The sequence below is a fragment of the Paenibacillus humicola genome, assembly GCF_028826105.1.
Lineage (GTDB): Bacteria > Bacillota > Bacilli > Paenibacillales > Paenibacillaceae > Paenibacillus_Z > Paenibacillus_Z humicola.
The window spans coordinates 4,037,019-4,059,876 of record NZ_JAQGPL010000001.1 but is presented as its reverse complement, the minus strand read 5'-3'; the positions used below and the strand labels follow the sequence as shown (position 1 = coordinate 4,059,876).

Annotated in this window: 16 protein-coding genes; 15 read left to right on the top strand and 1 reads right to left on the bottom strand. The window is 52.2% G+C overall.

Annotation, left to right across the window (positions count from 1 at the left end):
* The first annotated feature begins 17 nt into the window (after positions 1-17).
* Together PD282_RS18665 and PD282_RS18660 are read left to right on the top strand one after the other, a co-directional pair.
* Complete coding sequence (locus tag PD282_RS18665; protein WP_274652146.1) at positions 18-1,790, top strand: sensor histidine kinase; 1,773 nt, start codon at positions 18-20, stop codon at positions 1,788-1,790.
* Positions 1,768-3,414, top strand: a complete 1,647-nt coding sequence (locus PD282_RS18660) for a response regulator (protein ID WP_274652145.1) — start codon at positions 1,768-1,770, stop codon at positions 3,412-3,414. Before PD282_RS18665 ends, PD282_RS18660 begins: the two co-directional genes overlap by 23 nt.
* An 88-nt stretch (positions 3,415-3,502) precedes the next feature.
* Here the strand turns inward: PD282_RS18660 and PD282_RS18655 are convergent, their stop codons facing one another.
* A complete protein-coding gene (locus tag PD282_RS18655; RefSeq protein ID WP_274655317.1) occupies positions 3,503-4,246 on the bottom strand; it encodes a helix-turn-helix transcriptional regulator in 744 nt (247 codons plus the stop codon).
* Positions 4,247-4,525: 279 nt separating this feature from the next.
* On the opposite strand from PD282_RS18655, the gene PD282_RS18650 reads away from it, so the two are divergent.
* The 13 genes from PD282_RS18650 (at position 4,526) to PD282_RS18590 (ending at position 22,857) form a co-directional block, all read left to right on the top strand.
* Positions 4,526-5,983 (top strand): ABC transporter substrate-binding protein, encoded by a 1,458-nt coding sequence (locus PD282_RS18650; protein WP_274652144.1) that lies wholly within the window; start codon positions 4,526-4,528, stop codon positions 5,981-5,983.
* 88 nt (positions 5,984-6,071) lie between these two features.
* Entirely contained in the window at positions 6,072-8,969 is a 2,898-nt protein-coding gene (locus PD282_RS18645; protein ID WP_274652143.1) for an extracellular solute-binding protein, read from the top strand.
* Between the two features lie 17 nt (positions 8,970-8,986).
* The gene (locus PD282_RS18640; protein ID WP_274652142.1) at positions 8,987-9,943 is read left to right on the top strand and encodes a carbohydrate ABC transporter permease; all 957 of its coding nucleotides are present in this window, start codon (positions 8,987-8,989) and stop codon (positions 9,941-9,943) included.
* An 8-nt stretch (positions 9,944-9,951) separates the two neighbouring features.
* Complete coding sequence (locus PD282_RS18635) at positions 9,952-10,821, top strand: carbohydrate ABC transporter permease (RefSeq protein ID WP_274652141.1); 870 nt, start codon at positions 9,952-9,954, stop codon at positions 10,819-10,821.
* 16 nt (positions 10,822-10,837) lie between these two features.
* A complete protein-coding gene (locus PD282_RS18630) occupies positions 10,838-12,307 on the top strand; it encodes an NHL repeat-containing protein (RefSeq protein WP_274652140.1) in 1,470 nt (489 codons plus the stop codon).
* Positions 12,279-12,914, top strand: coding sequence for a YIP1 family protein (locus PD282_RS18625; RefSeq protein WP_274652139.1), 636 nt, complete (start codon positions 12,279-12,281; stop codon positions 12,912-12,914). Before PD282_RS18630 ends, PD282_RS18625 begins: the two co-directional genes overlap by 29 nt.
* An 18-nt stretch (positions 12,915-12,932) precedes the next feature.
* A complete protein-coding gene (locus PD282_RS18620; RefSeq protein WP_274652138.1) occupies positions 12,933-15,497 on the top strand; it encodes a DUF5696 domain-containing protein in 2,565 nt (854 codons plus the stop codon).
* Complete coding sequence (locus PD282_RS18615; protein WP_274652137.1) at positions 15,494-16,405, top strand: carbohydrate ABC transporter permease; 912 nt, start codon at positions 15,494-15,496, stop codon at positions 16,403-16,405. The genes PD282_RS18620 and PD282_RS18615 overlap by 4 nt, the downstream gene beginning before the upstream one ends.
* A 15-nt stretch (positions 16,406-16,420) precedes the next feature.
* Entirely contained in the window at positions 16,421-17,368 is a 948-nt protein-coding gene (locus tag PD282_RS18610; protein WP_274652136.1) for a carbohydrate ABC transporter permease, read from the top strand.
* A 176-nt stretch (positions 17,369-17,544) separates the two neighbouring features.
* On the top strand, positions 17,545-18,561 hold the full coding sequence (locus PD282_RS18605; protein WP_274652135.1) for an endo-1,4-beta-xylanase: 1,017 nt from the start codon (positions 17,545-17,547) through the stop codon (positions 18,559-18,561).
* Positions 18,562-18,732: 171 nt separating this feature from the next.
* Positions 18,733-20,256: a glycoside hydrolase family 43 protein gene (locus PD282_RS18600; protein ID WP_274652134.1), complete on the top strand. Its 1,524-nt coding sequence runs from the start codon at positions 18,733-18,735 to the stop codon at positions 20,254-20,256.
* 351 nt (positions 20,257-20,607) lie between these two features.
* Positions 20,608-22,008, top strand: coding sequence for an ABC transporter substrate-binding protein (locus PD282_RS18595; RefSeq protein WP_274652133.1), 1,401 nt, complete (start codon positions 20,608-20,610; stop codon positions 22,006-22,008).
* Positions 22,009-22,032: 24 nt separating this feature from the next.
* Positions 22,033-22,857 (top strand): sugar phosphate isomerase/epimerase family protein, encoded by an 825-nt coding sequence (locus PD282_RS18590; protein WP_274652132.1) that lies wholly within the window; start codon positions 22,033-22,035, stop codon positions 22,855-22,857.
* The last annotated feature ends 1 nt before the right edge of the window (position 22,858 follow it).

Genomic DNA, 22,858 nt, shown 5'->3' with positions numbered 1-22,858 from the left:
CCAATCGCAACGGAGGAATGTTCTTGTTTAAATTTCCAGCCGGTTCGTTTCGGAAGTCGATCTTCGTGAGGCTGGTCGTTATGTACCTGATCGTTGTTCTGCCCGTCATCACGCTCGGCATGTATTTGTATAACTGGAGCTACAGCAACGCGACGCAAAATTTATCCCGAGCGGCCTTAGCGCAATTATCGAATTATTTGGAGGATTTAAGCCGCGAAATCGAATGGATGGAGAGCCAGCAGTACGATATTTTGGAAGACAACGACCTGAACAAATTGGCGGTCACCTGGGAGCTGATGGACAGTGTCGAGAAAAGGTCCAATTTGAATTATTTGGTTCATCGGCTGACCGCGATTAAAAACAGCAGCAATTTCATTCAAGATATCGACGTACATATTCCTTCGATCAATAAGACGATTTCCGCCAGTAACGCCGTCATCGGTTTCGACCGTGAAAGCTTCGATTATTTTCGCGCGGTCGGCGGCCGAAACGGCAATCGGCTGATTTTGCGGAACGGCACGCTTCATCTCATTGCCATGAAGCAGAGCGGTAAGAAGGGGGAAGAACCGCTGTTTATCGTCGAAATCGAACTGGATACGTCGAAGCTGAGGGATTCTTTACAGCAAGTCAGCACGTATCCCGGAAGCCGGTCCTTTCTGATTGCGGAAACGTCGGGATTTACGCTCGGCAGCGACGAGGATTTGGAACAAATGCTTCAATATGACTATTTGCGTTCCATAATGAAGAAAAGCTCCAATCCGTCGGTATTCAGGGTGAATGGCCGGAAGTACCACCTCGATGAAGTGCGATCCGATCAACTGAACCTGGCCGTGGCGACGTATTTGCCGGAAGAAGCGGTCAAGAAACCGCTGAGCAGGTTCCAGATATGGGCCTGGCTGTTTGCGTTAACGTCCATATGCGCCATCGTCATTTATTCGCTGTCGACTTACCGCCTCGTTCATAAACCTTTACTGCTTCTCATTCAAGGCTTCCGAAGAATGGAAGGGGGTTCTCTGGACATTCAGATCGAGCATGAACAGGAGGACGAGTTCGGATACTTGTATCACCGGTTCAACCATATGACAAGAAGGCTGCAGGCACTGATCGATCAGGATTTCAAGCAAAAGCTGATGATGCAGAAGGCGGAACTGAAACAGCTGCAATCCCAAATCAACCCGCATTTTTTGTATAACAGCTTCTTTATCTTGAACTCCCTGGCCAAAACCGGCGATACGGAGCGAATTGAGCTTTTTACTCACATGCTTGGGGAATATTTTCGATTCATTACCCGCAACGGCGAGGACAATGTCCGATTGGCGGATGAGATCAAGCATTCGCGGATGTATACCGAAATCCAGAAGCTTCGGTTCTCGAGAAGGATACGCGTCCAATTCGACGAGCTGCCGAAAGAATTGGAAACGATCCGGGTGCCGAGACTGATCGTGCAGCCTTTGATCGAAAACGCCTATGAGCACAGTCTCGAGAAAATGATGAAGGAGGGGATGCTTCGCGTCACCTTCGAAAAAGATCCCGCCGAAGCGCGCATCGTCGTAGAAGATAATGGGGAAGGACTCGGCGATGCCGATATCGCGGCATTAAACGAACGTCTGGCCAATCCGTCGGAATCCCAGGATATGACAGGCATGATCAACATTCACAGGCGCATCCTTCTCATCTACGGAGCGGGAAGCGGTCTCTTTTTGTCAAAATCCGAATGGAACGGACTGAAAGTCGAGGTTCGCATCAAGCTGGAGGGGGAATCCGGCCATGTATCGGCTGTTAATTGTTGACGACGAAGAGATTATTACGGATAGTTTGTACGAAGTGTTCGCCCGGTTCATGCCGGACAGACTCGATGTATGCAAAGCTTATTCCGGCCATGAAGCGCTGGGCTGGATGTCGCGCACACGAATCGATATCGTCCTTACGGATATCCGGATGCCCGGCATGAGCGGATTGGAACTGACCGAAGAAATTCGAACGTATTGGCCCCGGTGCAAAATCGTTTTTCTGACCGGCCACAGTGAATTCGATTATGCTTACCAAGCCATTCAAATGGCGGACGTCCGTTATGTGCTGAAAACGGAAGGCTACGACAAAGTGACGCAAACGGTGCTCGACGTCATGGACGATATCGATTGCAGCCGTCACACGAATCGGCTTGTCGAACAGTCCCGGGAACAGACATACGCGCTTGAATTGATCGCGCAAGGCGATTATTTCCGGCATCTGCTGCAGGACAGCCGAACCTATTGCAGGGATCAAGAAGCGCTTGTCAACGAATGCGGCGCACTCCATATCGAGTTGGATCCGACCGTTCCCATCGTCATGATTCTGGGCCGTATTTCGTACCCCGACCAAGTTTCCTATATCGAAAAAAGCAAAACGATGACGGCATCCCGGATGATCTGGAATTCCTATCTATCCGGAAAAACGCGCCATATCAGCATCGTGGATAAGTACGAGGACATCGTATGGTTTCTGCAGCCCAATCCGGATGCGGCGGAGAAGTTCGACCACCATTTGATCCGCTTTCTTGAAGGGACGCTGGAATTGATTCAGGAAACCTGTCTTGAATCCCTCGGGGTGACGGCGTCTTTTACCGTGAGCGGCACCTCCTGTAAATGGGAGGCGATTACGCTGCAATACGAAAGGCTTCGCCGGCTGCAGCAAATGAATGTCGACGACGATATCTCGATCATCGTAACCGACCGATTTCAACAGACGCATGCGCCCGATGCGAAGGAAGAAAATCGGATCGGCCAAAAAGCGGAAATTTTGGCGGCGCACCTGGAAGCGGACAGGAAAGAGAAGTTCTATGCGTGCTTTGAGGAAATAGCGGCGTGCTCGCTGCATCCGTGCGCCAATATCGAACGAACGAGCGAGGCTTATTACGCCGTTGCGCTCGTCCTGTTCTCGTATATCAACCGGTGGGGACTGAACGGTCAAATCGGCGAATACAGGAAGCTGATGCGGCTGGACGATCATCCCTCCATGAAAGAAGGATTTCAATATTTATCCCAAATTGCAAACCGGATTTTTCAAATCAAGAGACTGGACGAGAAAGAAAGAGCGACGTATGTGATTGATCAAATCTGCCATTATATCAACGAACATTTAAGCGGGGACTTGTCTTTGGTGCGATTGGCGGAAATCAATTATTTCAATCCAACTTATTTATCCCGTTTTTTCAAGCAGGAGAGAGGCATCAACCTGTCCGAATATATCGATCAATGCCGGATCAGAAAAGCGATGGAGCTCTTGAAGGACGGGGATATCAAGGTGAGAGAGGTTGCGGTATCCGTCGGTTACGAAGCGGCGCATTCCTTTACGCGCTTTTTCAAGAAGGCAACGGGAATGACGCCGCAGGAATACCGGGACACGATCCCGATCGACTACCCGCGCATGATGTGAGCCCGGTATAGCCAAGGCTTCCGCGGTGAAACGGAAAGCGCCCTTGGTTGAATGCCAGGGCGCTTGACTCGCCTCCCATCCCGTTCCGTTATGCCGTAATCGAAATCCGTTTTCGATACTCGTTTGCGCTGGTTCCCGTGTAAGCCTTGAATTTTTTATAGAACCAGTCGGTTTCCGTATAGCCGACCTCTTTTGCGATTTCGTAGATCCGCATATCCGTTTGCTCGAGCAAACGCTTCGCTTTTTCCATCCGCTGCTGCAGCAAATACGCGTTAAAGGACATTTTTTCTTCGTTTTTGAATTTTTGGCCCAAGTAGGCGCAGTTGAAATGAAGGGCGTCCGATATTTTTTTGAGCGTGATGTTCCGGTGAAGCTCCTCTTGAACGTATTTCTTGACCGTTTCGATAATCGAAGACGGCCTGTGGCGATTTTGTTGGATGACGGCATGAATAGGCGACAAGGCGGCGGTTTCGGCGTCAAGCTGCCGTTTGATGGTCTTCAGGCTTGCCGATAAATCGGACGCATGAACGGGATCGGCCAAGTAATCGCTTACATGATAGGTTAAAGCTTTTCGCGCAAGATTGAAATCGTGGTCCCCGCCAAGGAGAAGAACGGCCGTCCGGCTTGTTTGGCGAATATGGGCGCAGAGCTGCAATCCTTCGTCATGAAAGCGCTTAAAATTGATGACGACAAGAGAAAAGCGCTGCTTCTCGATGAAAGATACGGCGTGAGCATGATCGGCACAGGCATGAAGAATAAAGCCCAATTGATTCCAATCAAGCATCCGCATATTTTGTTCCCTCGAGTGCATATCCGGATCGACAATCAACACCTTATACAAGATCAGAACCCCGCTTTCTATAATTTTTAATTCCGAACGAATTGAGCCTGTCTGGTCGGCGATCTCTACGTTTATTATGTCCCGCGCCGCAAACGCCGGACAATGTGCATCTTTTTACATGGGGTGCAATTGTTTACCTGTTGGCGGAGAATGCCCGTTTCGGAGCACGGACTCTATAAAGAATCAGGTAAAACACCTGCATGACGACAGGTTGCCGATGGAAAATGAAAGCGCTACACTTTCGATGAAATCCACTTTAGGGGGTAAAAAATGCGAAGCAACAGGATCGTAATGACAATCATCGGTTTGATGCTGACGCTTGCTTTGGCCGCATGCAGCGGCGGTACCGGCGGTAACTCCGGCGGCTCCGGCAATAATGCCGGCAGCGCAGACAACGGCGCAAATGCCGGCGGCAACGGTGCCGGCAATGGCGGAAATGCCGGCGCCAATAACGGAACTGGCGCATCGGACGATGCGAACGCGGCGGGCGGAGACAATGCCGGAGCGGACGACAGCGGCAGTCAAGCGACGCCCGACATGGATTTCGATATGGGCGGGAGGACCATCAAGGTCGTATCGTGGTGGGATATGACGATTCCGGAGGACAATCCGGATAATATCGCCCGCAAGAAAAACCTGGAAGCGCTTGAGAAAAAGCATAATTTTAAAATGCAATTCATCGCCATCGATTACGGCGAATATCAGCAGAAGGTCACGGCCTCGCTGCTTGCGGGAGAACCGATCGGAGATATCGTCCGGCTGGGCAAGTCCTACACGATTCCCGCGCTGGTGAAACAGGATCTGCTGTGGCCGATAGACGAGTACACGAAGAACAGCAAAGTTTTCAACCAGAAGGTCACCAATGAATTTATGCAGTATAACGGCAGAGGCTACGGCTTCTCCGAGGGGCAAGGCAACCTGATTACCGGCATTTTCTATAACCGGACGCTGATGAACCAGCTCGGCATCAAGCCGCTTGAGGATTATGTCAAAGCGGATAATTGGAACTGGGATACCTTCGTTCAGGTCGCCAAGGAGGCCAACAAGGATACGAACAACGACGGCAAGCTGGATACGTGGGGACTCGCGTCGGCAGGGTTTATGGACGCGGCATTGGTTTCCGACGAAGCGGCCTTAACCAACGGCAATAAGGAAAGCCTGGACGATCCGAAGACCGTCGAGGTGCTTAATTTCCTTTCCCGCCTGGCAACCGAGAAGGTCGCAAGACCGACGGAAGGCGGAGATTGGACGGAACCGGGCCAATTTTTCCGACAGGGCAATACGCTGATGTATGCCGGCGCGATATACGAAATCGGCGGACTCAAGACCGACATGAAGGATTACGACATCGGATTTGTTCCGTTTCCCAAAGGGCCCAGCGCCTCCGCCTATCATTCCGTAGAGCCGCTTTTCCAGGCGCTGACGATTCCGAAGAAGGTCGAGCATCCCGAACAGCTCATGTACATCTGGGAGAAAATCAACGACATCGATTCGATTTACGATTATCCGGATCAGGCGTCCCTGGAGAGCAACTTCGAGAATGAAGACGATATTCAGAACGCCCGTACGGCGGGTGACGGCATGCTGGTTCTCGATCACAATACGTTCCCGAAATTGCCGTACAACGATATCCTTGGCGACATTACGAAAGGCAACTCGGTTTCCACCGTCGTGGCGAAGTATAAAGCGCCGGTCCAGGCGGCGATTGACGAGGTTTATAAAAAATAGCCATCGAAACTCAAACGGCAGTCCCCGTTTAGAAACGTTCTAAATTGGGGACTGCGGATTTTTATTTCTGGTCAGGAGGGGAGAAGCGTTGAACCCCGGAAAGAAGAAGGCTGCCATTGCCATCCTGGTGCTTGCCGTCATTTGTTTATCCGTCTGGACGTTTTACCCTTCCCATTCGCCCGGCACAGGACGCGTGAAGGCAATGGGGGACTTTACCGCCGTTACTTCCCCCGATACGGGGGACGGTTATGACGGCTATTTGAATCGTTATGCGGACGCAAAGCGGCCCGACACGGTCATCCGGATCGAAGGCGAGCACTTTGCCGAAACCGCAGGCAGCGGTTTTGAAGTCGCGGACCGGTATCAAGGCCTGAACGGCAAAGCCGTCCTGACCCCGGAGACGGGGGCCATCAGCTGGAACGTTCAGATAGACCGCCCGGGGCTCTACAATATTCGCATTCATTATTATCCGATGGAAGGGAAAAGCTCCGCGATTGAACGGCAGTTCGCGCTGAACGGAAAAGCGCCGTTCAAGGGGGCGGAACTGTTAACGCTCGACCGGCTTTGGGGCAACCGGGACAACGCGGTCAAACGCGATAACCGGGGAAACGATCTCCGCCCGAGACAGGTCGAGAAGCCGCAGTGGCAGCTTGAATCCTTCAAGGACAGCGAAGGTTATCATGAGGATCCGTATTTGTTTTATTTCGGTCAAGGGATGCAGCGCATTACGCTGACGGCATCGCGCGAACCGATGGCGATCGATTATATCGAGCTTTATCAGGACAAGGCCGTCAAATCTTATGCGGAAATGAAGAGCGACTATCAGGCACAAGGGCTTGCGGCGACCAAAGATCAAATGATCACGGTCCAGGCGGAGGATGCGGTGCTGAAGTCGTCTCCGACCCTGTATCCGCTATCCGACAGGTCAAGTCCGTCGGTCGTCCCTTATAACGTCTCGAAACTCAGGGTTAATACGATCGGCGGGCTGAACTGGAAGCTTCCCGGACAGTGGATCGAATGGGAAGTCGACGTGAAGGAGGACGGCCTGTATCAAATCGCTTTAAAGCGAAAGCAGGACCAGCTTCGCGGCGTCTATGCCACCCGAAGCCTTACGATCGACGGCCAGTACCCGTTTCAGGAAATGAAGCGGCTCCGTTTCGATTTCGATATGGACTGGCAGATGGACGTGCTGGGCGGAAATGAGCCTTATTTGTTCCATTTAACCAAGGGCAAGCATCGCATTCGAATGGAGGTTACGCTGGGCGACATCGCCCCGCTGATCCGGACGATCGAATCGAGCGTCCTGCAGCTGAACGAGATGTACAGGAAGATTTTGATCATTACCTCGAATACACCCGATCCTTATCGCGATTATCAATTGGAGAAGCGAATACCGGAGATGACGAAGGTGTTCCGGGAGCAGGCCAAAACGATCCAGAGCGTGGCCGATTATCTGGAACAATCGACAGGCGAACGGAGCGATAAAGTCGCCGTATTGTATACGATGGCCCAGCAGCTGAATGAAATGGCCGATAATCCGGAAACCGTCGCAAGGCGCCTCGACTCGTTCAAGGTCAACGTCGGCGGTCTCGGGACCTGGATGCTCTCCGTGCGGGAGCAGCCGCTTACGCTCGATTATCTTGTCGTCTATTCGCCCGGGCAGAAGCTTCCGAAAGCGAAGGCGACATTTCTGGATAAAGCGGGACACGAGTTCGGCTCGTTAATCGCTTCTTATACCGAAGATTACGACAGCATCGGCAATACCTCGGACAGCAAACGCTCGGTGGACGTATGGATTACGACGGGACGCGATCAAGCTCAGGTGCTGAAAAGTCTGATCGACGACACCTTTACGCCCGAAACGAACATATCGGTCAATCTCAAGCTTGTGCCGGCCAATATTTTGCTGCCGGCAACGCTTGCGGGCGAGGGGCCGGACGTTGCGATGCAGATTGGCGAAGACGTTCCCGTCAATTACGCGATGAGGAAAGCCGCGGCGGACTTGTCGGGTTTTCCGGATTATAAGGAGGTCATTTCGCGGTTCCGGGACAGCGCGCTTGTGCCCTACCAATATAACGGGGGATTATACGCCCTTCCGGAACAGCAGACGTTTCCGATGCTGTTCTACCGCAAGGACATTCTGGACGAACTCGGTTTAAAGCCCCCCGCGACCTGGCAGGACGTCTATAATATGATTTCCGTTCTGCAAAAGCACAACATGCAGTTCTATTTGCCGCTCGAGAATCCGGTGAACAACGCGACGCTTGTGCCGAATGCGACGTTCGCCATGCTGCTGTACCAGAACGGGGGCGGATTTTACCGCGATCAGGACAAAAAAAGCGCGCTCGATTCCGAAACGTCCATGGAGCAATTCAAGAAATGGACGCAGTTTTATACGAACTATCAGTTTCCGATTCAGGCGGACTTCCCGAACCGGTTCCGGACGGGAGAGATGCCGGTCGGCATTGCGGATTACACGACCTATAATATGCTGACGGTCACGGCGCCCGAAATCAGAGGCTTATGGGACTTCACCGTCGTCCCCGGTACGGTGGAAAAGGACGGTACCGTGAATCATGAGGTCGCCAGTCATACCACCGCGGTCATGATGCTTCAGAATGCCGACGACAAAGAATCGGCTTGGGCGTTTATGAAATGGTGGACGGACAAGGAAACCCAGATCGCGTACGGGCGCGAAATGGAGAGTCTCCAGGGCGAGGCCGCGCGTTATCCGACGGCGAATACCGAAGCGCTCGAGCAGCTGCCTTGGCCGGTCAAGGATTACCGAAATCTGGAGCGGCAGTGGCAGTGGGTCAAAGGCATTCCGCAGGTGCCGGGAGGCTATTTCACCGGCAGACATCTGGACAACGCCTTCCGCGAAGTGGTCAACGGGAATGAAAACCCCCGCGAAGCGCTGTCGGATTATATCCTGTACATGAACGACGAAATCGCGATCAAGCGGAAAGAATTCAACTTGCCGAATTAGTTTGGGGGTGGAAAACGATGCAAGCCGAAACGACCAGCGGGGCCGTGTCTAACCTCATGCTGGCGAACAAAGAATCTCGTTTGGCGCTGGCGTGGAAAACGTTAAAACGAAACAAACATTATTACATCTTGATGAGTCCGTATATGATCCTTTTCTTCCTGTTTACCGTCATTCCCGTCGTCTTTTCGCTGCTGCTCAGCTTCTTCTATTTTAACATGCTGGAATTTCCGCGGTTTATCGGCTGGCAGAACTATTCCAGGCTGTTTCTCAATGACGATGTGTTCATGATCGCGGTCAAGAATACGTTTTTGTTCGCCGTCATCACCGGTCCGATCAGTTACCTCGCCTGCTTTATTTTTGCCTGGATTATCAATGAACTGTCGCCGAAGGTCCGCGCGTTCATGACGCTCGTCTTTTATGCCCCGTCCATTTCCGGGAACGTTTATTTTATATGGCTGATCATTTTTTCCGGGGACAGCTACGGTTATTTGAACGGCTTTCTGCTCAAAACCGGGTTTATCCTGGAGCCGATCCAATGGCTGACGAACGCTGAATATATCCTGCCTATCATTATTATCGTACAGCTGTGGCTCAGCCTGGGAACCAGCTTTCTGGCCTTTATCGCCGGTCTTCAAACGATCGACAAATCGCTCATCGAAGCCGGCGCGGTGGACGGAATCCGGAACCGCTGGCAGGAGCTGTGGTTTATTACGCTGCCTTCCATGCGGCCGCAGCTGTTGTTCGGCGCCGTGATGCAAATTACCGCCTCGTTCGCCGTAGCCGACGTCTCGATCGCGCTTGCCGGTTTCCCCAGCGTAAACTACGCGGGGCATACGATCGTGACGCATCTGATGGATTACGGCACCATTCGTTTCGAAATGGGGTATGCGTCGGCCATCGCGACCGTGCTGTTTTTCATTATGATCGGCGCCAATATGCTGACGCAAAAATTGCTCCGAAAGGTAGGCGAATGACGTTGAGCATGAAAACGATCGCGGTCCTGCGGCCGTCCAGGAAGCTCAATCGCTCGTTTACCGTGAGCTTTCTGCTGTTTGCGCTGCTTGCCGTATTCGGCGCCTTTATGGCGCTGCCGCTGATCTATGCGGTGAATAACGCGTTTAAGCCGCTGGACGAATTGTTCATTTTTCCGCCGCGATTTTTCGTGAGCAATCCGACGTTCGATAATTTTTTTGATCTGGTCGCGCTGATGGGAAATTCCTGGGTGCCGCTGTCGCGCTATATCGCCAACACGGTGATGATTACGGTTCTCGGGACGGCCGGGCATATTTTGTTCGCATCGGCGGCGGCTTATCCACTTGCGAAATATCGCTTTCCGGGTTCCAAAATCCTTTTTTCCATCGTCGTCCTGTCGCTCATGTTCTCGGGTCAGGTCACGGCCATTCCCAACTATATGGTGATGTCCTGGCTCGGATGGATCAACACGCCGGCTTCGATTATCGTGCCGTCGCTCGCGTTCCCGCTGGGCCTGTTTCTTATGAAGCAGTTCATCGAACAAATACCGGACGCCCTGCTGGAAGCGGCCAAGATTGACGGTGCAAACGAGTACCGCATTTACTGGGGCATAGTCATGCCGAATGTAAAGCCCGCATGGCTGACGCTTATGATTCTTCAGTTCCCGGCGCTGTGGGGGACCGACGGCGGCAACTTCATCTACAGCGAAAATCTAAAGACGCTTCACTATGCATTGGGCCAGATCGTGCTGGGGGGGATCGCCCGCGCGGGCGTCGGAGCGGCGGTCGCGCTGATTCTGATGGTGGTTCCGATCACGCTCTTTATTATCTCTCAGAGCAGCGTCATCCAGACGATGGCGACTTCCGGGATGAAAGAGTAGAAGGGGTGCGTGAACGATGTTGAAAAGCTTTAAGAAAAGGAGCGCGTACCTCCTCATTGCGCTCTGCGGTGTGCTGGGCATCGCCTCGGGAGGGACGCTTGCCGGGGCTGAAGCGGGTCCCGCAGCCTACAATTATTCGTTCTGGGGCGATACCGCTGCTTCACCTGCCGCCTATCAGGCGACGGCGCTCATAAACGGCGAAAACTTAAAGATCGGCGCGTTCAAAGATCCAAGCGACATACAAGTCACCGCAAACCAAATTTATGTCCTGGATTCCGGAAATAATCGGGTCGTGGTCCTGAATTCACAATTCAAGCTTGTGCACATCATCGATTCGTTCGTTCGCGAAGGGAAGAAGGATACATTTAAAAATCCGCAGGGCCTGTTCGTTACGAATGACAAACACGTATACGTAGCCGATACGGGAAACCTGAGAGTCGTTCACCTGAATCCGGACGATAAATTGGCGGGAATCATCGAAAATCCGAAGTCCGAGCTGCTGCAAGCGGGATTTAAATTTCAGCCCGTGCGCATTGCCGTCGACAAGGCGCGGCGGATTTATGCCATGGCGGCGGGCGTCTTCGACGGTTTGATGGAATTTAGCGCAGACGGTACGTTCACCTCTTTTATGGGGGCGAATCGCGTTTCGTTCAGCCCGGTCGATTATTTCTGGAAGATGGTATCGACAAAGGCGCAGCGGAGCCAGATGGTCATGTTTACGCCGACGGAGTTTACCAATTTGGATATTAACGACGAAGATTTCATCTATGTCACCAACGGTCAAGAGAGCGACAACGTGAAAAAGCTGAACGCGCAGGGCAACGATATATTGAGAAAAGAAGGCTATTTTCCCCCGGAAGGCGACATTCGCTACACGCCGGCAGACGGTCCATCCCGGATAATCGATATCGATGTCGCGGACAGCGAGATCTTCTCCATTCTGGATTCCAAGCGGGGACGGATTTTTACATACAACGGCGACGGATATCTGATGTACGTGTTCGGCGGCCTGGGCAATCAAATGGGCGAATTCAAATCGCCCGCGGCCATCGAGCGGATAGGCGACGATTTTCTTGTCCTGGATCAAGCGCTTGGAGAAATAACGGTCTTTCAGACGACGGATTACGGCCGAACGCTGAATGATGCGGTCAGGAGTTACTACAACGGTGACGAAGAGAGGTCCTTTCAACTGTTTCAAAAAACGATCAACATGAACGCGAATCTGGAATTCGCCTATGACGGCATCGGGAAAGCGCTGCTTCGCAAAGGCGAATATGCGGAGGCCATGAAGTATTTTAAACAGAGCAAGGATCAGCCGTATTACTCGAAGGCGTTTCTTCTCTACCGCAAACAAGTGCTGCGCAAATATTTTCCGGCGTTGATGACCACCATTCTCATTTTGGCGATCTGCGCGTTTCTGTTGAAGAAGATTCGTAAAATAAAAGGGGGAAAGAAGCTTGTCTCCACTCAGCAGAGAGCTGGTTAAATATCCCTTGTATCTCATCGTGCATCCTTTTAACGGCTTCTGGGATCTCAAATATGAACGGAGCCGAAAGATCAACCTGTTAACATCCGTTGCGATTTTGTTTTTACTGATTCTGACCAGCATTATGAAAAACGAATACAGCGGTTTTCTGGTTCACCTTGCCAATCCGGACGACATGAACAGCCTGCTCGAAATCTTGTACGTGGTGGTGCCGGTATTATTCTGGTGCGCAGCCAATTGGTCGCTCACGACACTGATGGACGGGGAAGGGAAATTCGTCGACATTTTCACTTCGACCTGCTTTGCGTTAATCCCGCTCATTCTCGTTAACTTCCCGTGGATTTGGCTGAGCAACGTCATTTCGCTGCAGGAGACGTCCTTTTATCATTTTTCGGGCAGCTTTGCGATTTTATGGTGCATGTTTCTGTTATTTGTCGGCAATATGACAGTGCACCAATTCACGCCCTCCAAGACGATCGGAACGATTTTGTTAACCGTCGTGGCCATGGGTTTTATGGCTTTTCTGTGCCTGCTGTTCTTTAGTTTGCTCCAGCAGATCGTCGCATTCGTATCCACCATTTATCAGGAACTGGTTTTGAGGAGCTAGGAAAGGAGGCGAAAGGGAATGAGCAGAGCCAGAACTGCTTCGGCGCTAACCGCCGTTTGTCTGGCCTTGGCGATGATCGCGGGCTGCGCCGGCTCCAAATCGGCCGGTCAAGCGGAAAACAAGGGGCAAGCCGCAGCGGCGGCCGCTTTGACGAAAGGCCGGGCTTTAAGCGCTTCCTTTACGGATTCCCGCGTGGCGGGCATGAAAGGAATCGCCGAGAGCGACCGGCTCCGGTTGTTCGTCGACGAGCAGACGGGCGGAATTGCCGTTCTGATTAAGAGGAGCGGCGAAATCTGGTACAGCAATCCGCCCGAACGCGGCACCGATTCGCTCGCTTCGGGCGTTAACAAAGATTTATTGTCCGCTCAGCTGAAGATCGATTTCTATAATCATTTTGGTCAAATCAATTCGATTAATTCTTATACGGACAGCGTTGCCCATAAGCAGCTCCAATTCGAAGCGATTCCGGGCGGCGTCAGGGTAACCTATCAATTCGGAACGGCCGAGAAAACGGCCGACGACATGCCAAAAATGCTGAGCAAAGCCCGTTTCGAGGAATTAACCGGCAAAATGGACAAAACGGGACAGCGCGCATTAAAGATCGCCTATACGGAGGATCCGGAAAAAGGATTGTATACCCGAAACGACGACGCGCTGAAGGGACTTCAGCTGGGGCGTGCGCTTAAAGCCTTCGAGAGCGTCGGATATACGGAGAAAGATTTGGAGAAGGATATTGCGGCGCTGAAGCTCAATCAGACCAAGCCGGAACCGCGGATTTTCCGGGCTTCGATCGAGTACACGCTGGATAACGACAGTCTCGTCGTCAACATACCGGTATCCCGTATTCTTTACCCGTCGGAATATCCCGTCAATGCCGTTTCCGTACTGAGCTTTTTCGGAGCGGTGGGCCAAGAAGGGAAAGGGGCGATCTTCGTTCCGGACGGCTCGGGCGCGCTGATTCATTTCAATAACGGCAAAACGAAGTACCCGGCTTATCGGCAGCTTGTCTACGGGAAGGACCTGACGACGGATACGACCGAGGATCCCGCCAGGGAAGAAGCGATCCGGCTGCCGGTATTCGGTTTGATCCGCGAAGGAGGCGCCTTTCTCGGCATCGTCGAAAAAGGCGCGCCGGTCGCCACCATCAATGCGGATGTCGGCGGCAGACTGAACAGCTATAACTACGTTTATCCGAGCTTCAATGTCGTGAACGAGGACGAAATCACCCTGGACGCCAACGGGCAGCAGCGTTCGCTGCCGAGATTTCAGGAACATCCGATGAAAAGCGACTTCACGGTCCGATACGCTTTCCTCAGCGGGAAAGACGCGTCGTACCAGGGCATGGCCACGTATTATCAGCAATACCTGCAGGAGCGGGGCGGTCTGCCCAAGCTGAAAAAGGCGGATCAAGCGGGAAAGGATATTCCGTTCTACCTGCAGCTGGTGGGGAGCATATCCAAGAAGAAGCATATCGTAGGCATTCCATACCGCGCGCTCGAACCCCTTACCACGTTCGAACAGGCGAAGAGCATTCTCACCGAGGCGCAGCAGCGCGGCATACGCAATATCAAGCTTCAATATGCCGGCTGGTTTAACGGGGGGCTTGACCATAAAGTTCCGGATCGCGTCGCCGTCGACGGTACGGTCGGCGGCAGCGGCGGTCTTAAGGATCTGGTCTCGTTTACGCAGGGCAAAGGCATCTCGCTCTTCCCCGACGTCGCCGTTCTGACCGCCCATACCGGTGCGGGGTTCAAGGAGTCCAAAGAAGCCGCCAGATCGCTTCGGGGCGTTCCCGCAGCGCGTTATCCGCTTGATCCTGCCTTGAATCGGCGCGACAGGAACAAGCCGCCGTCCTACGTCGTTGCGCCGCGGCTGGTCGGCAGTTACGTAGATTCTATGCTGCGGGATTTCGGCCGCTATCGGACCGGGGGGATCTCGCTTCGGGATATGGCCGACGAACTGAACAGCGATTACCGGAAACACAACCAAATCGACCGGACGGAATCCGAAGGAATATTAGTCAAGGCGCTGGAACGGATTCGCGATCAAGGCTTGGACATGATGGCAAACGGCGGGAACGCCTATGCGCTTCCTTTCCTGACGGATATCACGAATGCGCCGCTGACCGACAGCAGGTTTAAAATTGAGGATGAAGAAGTTCCCTTTTTTCAAATGGTGGTTCACGGGTTTATCGATTATACGGGCGCGCCGTATAATCTATCCACCTATACCGATGCCAGCCAGTATATGCTCAAATGTCTGGAATACGGAGCGGGCGTTTACTTCGAATGGACTTATGCGCCGAATTACGAGGTGCAGGATACCGAGTATAACGACCTGTACGCCGTCAACTACAAACAGTGGATGAACGAAGCCGCGGATATGTACCGGAAAGTTAACGGCGTTTTGAAAGACGTTCAGAACAAACGGATCGTCTCGCACGAGAAGCTGAGCGATGGCGTCTTCAGAACGGATTACGATAACGGCTTTTATATTATCGTGAACTATAACCGGGCGCAGGTTCAGGTTGACGGCAGGCCAATCGAAGCCGAAAGTTATGTAACGGGGGGTGGTGAATCTTGAAATCCATTCCGGGGTTTCGCTTAGCCCCCAGAACCTATACGGGGAAAAAAGCGTTATGGGGCTTTGTCTATGTTTTGCCATGGCTGATCGGGTTTATCGTTTTTTTCTTCATTCCCCTGCTGAGCTCGCTCAGATACAGCCTGAGCTCGATCACGGCGAACAGTAACGGCATTATCGTGCATTACATCGGGTTCAAAAACTACGTGGAAGCCTTGACGGTAAACACGAGCTTTAACCGTACTTTGACGGAATCGATCGTCAATATGGTGGTCAACGTACCGCTGATCGTCATATTCAGCTTATTTCTGGCGGTGCTGCTGAATCAGAAATTTTTTGGAAGAACGGCCGCACGAGCGATCTTTTTCCTGCCGGTTATATTGGCTTCCGGCATTATTATGAATCTGGAGAGCACGAGCCTGGTGCAGGCGATCAACGATGAAAATTCGGGCGCCAAAGCCATTCATTCGTTAGGCAGCTTCGAACTGGCCAGAATGATGCTTCAAGCCGGCGTCAGCGAAGTCATTGTCGATTATTTGACCGGCGCCGTAAACCGGATTTATCAAATCGTCAGTCAATCGGGCGTACAGATTCTGATCTTTCTGGCGGGCATTCAGACGATATCCCCGCAGCTCTACGAAGCGTCCAAAATGGAAGGCGCGACCGGATACGAGGCCTTCTGGAAAATTACCTTCCCGATGGTGAGTCCGCTGATTCTCGTCAATGTCATTTATACGATCATCGATTCGTTCTCGACGAATGCCATGACGGATTTGATCCGGGAGACGGGCTTCAAGACGTTTAATTTTGGTCTCAGCTCCGCGATGGCTTGGCTTTATTTTCTGGCGGTTGCCGTTATTCTGCTGATCAGTTCCGTTTTGATTTCCAGGAAGGTTTTCTACCAAGAGTAGAGGGAGATGAATAGGATGCCTGCTTCCCGATTGCTTTCGATTCAGGCCTGGAAGGGCTGGCTGTGGTCATTCGTTCGGCTCGTCCTGATTGCGGGCCTGTCGTTCGTGATCTTGTACCCGATCCTTCAGAAAATCGCGACCGCGATTAAAGATAAGGCGGATCTGTATTCGCCGATTGTCATCTGGATTCCCGAGCATGTTTCGCTGGACAATTTTCGGCAGGTCATTTCCATCATGGATTATTGGGTGACGCTGGGAAACACTTTTACCCTTTCGGCCATGACAACCGTTCTGACCGCAATTTCGTGCGCTTTGGCGGGCTACGGGTTTGCGCGTCTGAAGTTTAAAGGAAGCAATCTGCTTTTCGCTGGCGTCGTGCTGACGATTCTGGTTCCGCCGACGACCATTCTCATTCCCGTCTATCTGAATTTGAAGGACTTCACTCTGATGGGACTCGTGCCGCTGCTGACGGGCAAGCCCGTGAATTTGCTGAACACGTACTGGCCGTTCGTACTCACCTCCATGACGGCCAGTTCGCTCAAAGCCGGTCTTTATATTTTTATTTTCAGGCAATTTTTTAGGGGGATCCCGAAAGAGGTCGAGGAGGCCGCTTATATCGACGGCGCGGGCGTTGGCAGGACGTTTACGCGGATTATGCTGCCGAATGCGGTACCGTCCATCGTAACCGTGCTGCTCTTCTCGTTCGTCTGGCAGTGGAACGACAGTTTTTATACGACGACGTACCTGACCTCAAGCAAGGTGATGTCGACGCAGCTGGCTTCGCTGCCGTACAATCTGGCGATTCTCCTTAACGACGGCCAGTCGTCCAGCGCGGATCCGTTTTACCTCAGCATGGTGCAGGATACGGGTATTCTCATGGCGATTTTGCCGCTGATTATCATTTATATTTTCGTGCAGCGTTATTTTGTCGAGAGCATCGAGCGCACGGGGATCGTCGGATAATGCGGGTCAGCCGGCAGGACGGACCGCGGATGAGGGTGTTCGAAACGGCCGCCGACACGAAATGATTACGAACACCGGGTTGTTGACGCTGAATGGAAGCGCTATAATTTCTATCATATGGTACGATTTGGCATCTAATTCAATAGGGATGTGTCGAAAGAAAGGGTGGTTTTAACATGGTGAATTCCAAAATGGACGGCGTTCCGAAGCTGCATGAGGCATTCAAGGGTCATTTCAAAATCGGCGCGGCCGTAAATCCGAGGACGCTGACTGCGCAGCGCGAGCTGCTTGCGCATCATTTCAACAGCGTGACGGCCGAGAATGAAATGAAATTCGAACGTTTGCATCCTGCCGAGGCGCAGTATACGTTCGAACATGCGGACCGCTTAACGGCGTTCGCGAAGGATCGCGGCATGGGAGTCAGAGGGCATACGCTCGTATGGCATAATCAAACGCCCGATTGGGTATTTGAGAATGGTGACGGCGGAGCGGCCAGCCGCCAAACGCTGCTGGCACGGATGAAATCGCATATAAACACGGTTGTTTCGCGTTACAAGGGGAGCATTTACGCATGGGACGTCGTGAATGAAGCGGTTTCCGACAAGAACGGTGAACTGCTGCGCCCATCCAAATGGAGGGACATCGCCGGAGAGGATTTTATCGCCAAAGCGTTCGAATACGCGCATGAGGCCGATCCGGAAGCACGGCTTTATTATAACGATTATAACGAATCCGTACCGGAGAAAAGAGAAAAAATTTACGCGCTGGTCAAATCGCTGAAGGAGCAAGGGGTGCCTGTTCACGGGATCGGTCTGCAGGCGCACTGGAACCTGGAACGCCCTTCCGTCGACGATATTCGCGAGGCGATCGAGCGATATGCAAGCCTCGGGATGACGCTGCAGATTACGGAGCTGGACGTTTCCGTATTTCTTCACGACGACCGGCGAACGGATTTGACGGCGCCGGAGGAAGGCATGCTGGAGCGTCAGGCGGAACGGTACGAACGCATTTTTCGGCTGTTCAAGGAATATGCCGCGAATATCGATTCCGTCACCTTCTGGGGAGCGGCCGACGATTATACGTGGCTGGACAATTTCCCGGTCAGAGGCCGCAAGAACTGGCCGTTACTGTTCGACGCGGAGCACAATCCGAAGCCGTCCTTCTGGAGCGTCATGGAAATTACGCGATCATGACGGCCGAAAGGGCACTTTAGTCGCCAGGGTGCTTGTATCATCATAAGAGATCAAAATGAAGAATAAAATTGCAGCTTTGAGCTATTTTTTGTTATTTTTCCACATGTAAAATGGAAAGAGACATGGATTGAGGCTGGACGCAAAATTTACATGCGGCAAGGAGAAGAATCGATGAACAAAACGACCATCATAAACCCGGTAATCTGGTCGGATGTGCCGGACGTAAGCGTGATTCGGGTCGGGACGACATTTTATATGGTGAGTACGAGCATGCATTCGATGCCCGGATGCCCGATCATGAAGTCGGAGAACCTGATGCACTGGGAAATCGTAAATTACGTCTTCGAGACGTTCGAGGATAACGACGCCCACAACCTGCTGGACGGGAAAGGGATTTACGGCAAAGGCTCGTGGGCAGCAAGCCTGCGCCATCATAACGGCATGTTTTACGTCATTTTCTCATGCAACGACATGAACCGGTTTTACGTCTACCGGACGACGGATATCGAGAACGGATCGTGGGAACGATCGGTCTTTGAAGGACTTCGCCACGATCCGAGCCTGTTGTTCGACGACGGACGCGTATTCGTGTTCCATGGCAACGGCAATATCCGGATAACGGAGCTGACGGCCGATGCGTCGGCCGTCAAAGAAGGCGGAATCAACCGGCTGCTGTTCGAGACGGAACGCGAAGGGATCGGGCTCCGGTGCGAAGGATGCCATGCCTATAAGCTCAACGGATATTACTACTTGTTCTTCATCGATTGGCCGAATACGGGGAACAAGCGCCGGCGGGAGCTGGTCTATCGTTCGCGGGAACTGCTCGGCCCTTACGAGCGAAAACTGCTTCTTGACGACGACATGGGTTACCGCAATAACGGCGTCGCGCAGGGCGGCATCGTCGATACGCCAGGGGGCGAATGGTTCGCCGTGCTGTTCCAGGACCACGATGCCGTCGGCCGTATTCCGTGCGTGGTGCCCGTTTCCTGGGAGGACGATTGGCCGGTCTTCGGCGTTGACGGGAAGGTTCCGCATTCGTTCGAAGCGCCGCTGCCGGCGGCGGAGCCGAAACCGCTCGTGATCGGCGACGAGTTCGAATATGCCGGGAATAAGCTCGCCTTGAACTGGCAGTGGAATCACAACCCGGATAACCGGCTCTGGTCCGTGACGGAGCGGCCGGGCTGGCTGCGCCTGCAGACGGGCGCAATTGCCGGCAGCGTCGAGTTTGCCCGCAATACGCTGACGCAGCGGACGGAAGGTCCGGCATGCAGCGGCTGGACGATGATGGATACATTCGGAATGAAGCCTGGCGATCGTGCCGGCATGGTTGCACTGGCTTCCCTTTTCGGCGCTGTGGGCATTCAGACGGACGATAACGGCTCCCGGCATGTCTTCATGAGCGTAAAAGGGAGCGAAGGCGGGGAAGAAAAGGTCGAAACCGTCCCGTACGAAGGCAATCGTGTCTATGTGAAGATCGACTTCAATTTCAAGAACAGCGCGGACTTGGCCCATTTTTATTACTCGTCGGACGGCGAATCGTGGCGGGCCATCGGCCGTCCGCTGCAGATGAAATATACGCTTCATCATTTCATGGGGTACCGGGTCGGGCTGTTCAACTATGCGACGAAACAAGCCGGCGGTCATGTCGATTTCGACTTTTTCCGTTACGCGAGGAGGAGCGCTTCGGGCAAATGACTTACCGCAAAAGAGCTCAGCCATAGGGTTAGGGTGAAGAGGAAAGAAACGGACCGTTTCGTGAATGAACGGTCCGTTTTTACGTTTAGATCGTACAAATAATTTCGGTTGTATCGTATATACGGGCCGCGTTACGGTTGTCGGCCGATCCAAAATCATATTGGAAAATTACAACTATTGTTTAGATCCTCTATGGCTTGTGTTTATGCGGCGATTATATAATTTTCAATAGAACGTTACCTCTCATCGGCTGCGTTTGAGGAGCATATCGCGGAACAGACATCATGTCAGGAACGTCATTTTGAAAGCGCTACATCCATTCGTGCAACCAATTCCAAAGGGGGATGTTTCATGAGGAACCGCAAGACGATACTGATGTTGTTAGGCAGTCTGATGTTGGTTTTCATGGCGGCATGCGGCAGCGGCATTTCAGGAGGAGGAGCGAGCGGAAATTCGGGCGAAGCCGCGTCAAGCGGTAATGCCGCCAATGAGGGGGATAAGGCAAAAGCGGCTAACACTTCCGCGCCGTCGGATGCGAACAATAACGGCACCCCTGACATGGATTTCGACATGGGCGGCCGGACGGTCAAATGGGTATCCTGGTACGATGAGTCGATTAAGGAGGATAACCCGGACAATATCCAAAGGAAGAAGAATTTGGATGATTTAATGAAAAAGCACAATTTTAAAATCGATTACGTTGTTCTCGATTACGGACAGTACAAGGATAAGGTAACGGCTTCGCTGTTGTCGGGAGAGCCGGTCGGCGACATCATCAGACTGGCGAGACCATGGATGATTCCGTCGCTGGTCAAGCAGGATTTGTTCTGGCCGGTAGACGAATATACAAAAAACAAAAACGTGTTTATTCAACAGTATACGAATGAGTACTCGGAATACAATGGCAGAGGCTACGGGTTCAGATCGGGCATCAATGGCGCCTCGTCGGGCATTTTTTACAACCGCACCTTGATGAATCAATTGGGTCTCAAAAATTTGCAGGAGGATGTGAATAACGATAACTGGAACTGGGATACGTTCATTCAGGCTGCCAAAGATGCGAACAAGGACTCGAATAACGACGGCAAGCTGGATACGTGGGGACTTGCAACCGATTCGCTTCTGATCCCGGCTCTGGCGGCGAACGAATCGAATTTGGTGAATGAGAATAAGCAAAATCTCGATGATCCGAAAACGATCGAAGCGTTAAACTTCGTGTCCCGCATCGATACCGAGCATGTGGCCAGACCTACCGAAGGCGGAGATTGGACCGAGCCCGGTCAATTTTTCCGTCAAGGCAACACGCTCATGTATCCGGGGATGGATTATGAAATGGAAACGTTCAAGAAGGATATGCCGGATTATGAGATCGGATTTCTGCCGTTTCCCAAAGGGCCCAGCGCGTCCGGATATCATTCTTATGTTACGATTCCGAACTATTTGACGGTTCCCAAAGCCGTCCAGCATCCGGAGCAGTTAGTCTACATTTATGAAAAAATCAACGATATCGATTCGATTTACGACTATCCGAAACAGGCTTCGTTAGAAACGTTTTTCAGTAACGAAGACGACATCAACAATGCTAAAATGGCCGGAGAAGATATAAAGGTGATCGATGCCACCGACGGTTATCCGAACATGCCTTATTACCCGATGCTCGATGATCTCCGCAAGGGAGTTTCGGTATCGTCGATCATCGAGAAATATAAAGCGCAGTTCCAGTCGTCGATTGATGAAGTGTGGAAGAAGTAATCGTTGAAAGGAAGATACCATTTTATGATTACACTAACCGGATTCGCGGACGAAATCTCGCCGGATTTGGAAGAGCAGCTGAATGTACTGGAATCGGAGAACATTCGTTATCTCGAGCTGCGAGGAGTATGGGGCAAGAACATACTGGAGCTTACGGAAGAAGAAACGGCGAAAGTCAAAGGAAGATTGGAAGAGCGGGGGTTCGGCGTCTCCTCGATCGGTTCGCCAATCGGAAAAATCAAAATTACCGACGATTTTGAGCCTCATTTCGAGAAGGCAAAACATGCCGTCCGGCTGGCAGCGTTTTTTCGCGCGCCGTTTGTCCGCATCTTTTCCTTCTACATTCCGGGCGGGGAGCACGAGAAATACCGCGAGGAAGTATTGACGCGAATGAAGCGTCTCGCTCAATTGGCGGAACGCGAGGGCGTGGTGATGGTGCATGAGAACGAGAGCCATATTTACGGCGATACCGGCGAACGGTGCCTGGATATTTTGCGAACCGTTTCATCCCCTTATCTGCGCGCCGCATTCGATCCGGCCAATTTCGTGCAGTGCAGGGTAGAACCCGTTTCGGGGGCTTATCCTTTGATCTGCGATTATATTTCTTATTTCCATGTTAAGGACGCCGTCATGGGGAATGGTTCGGTCGTGCCTTCGGGAGAAGGCGACGGACAGCTGCGTCAGCTCCTCGAACATCTGAAACGGAAGCGATTCTCCGGTTTTATGTCGCTGGAGCCGCATTTATGGGAGAAAGGAAAGTCGGAAGGTCTTCGCAATCCTGAACTATTCGTGATCGCCTCCCAAGCAATCAAGAAATTGTTAGCGGAACAAAACATGAACTGGTCATGAT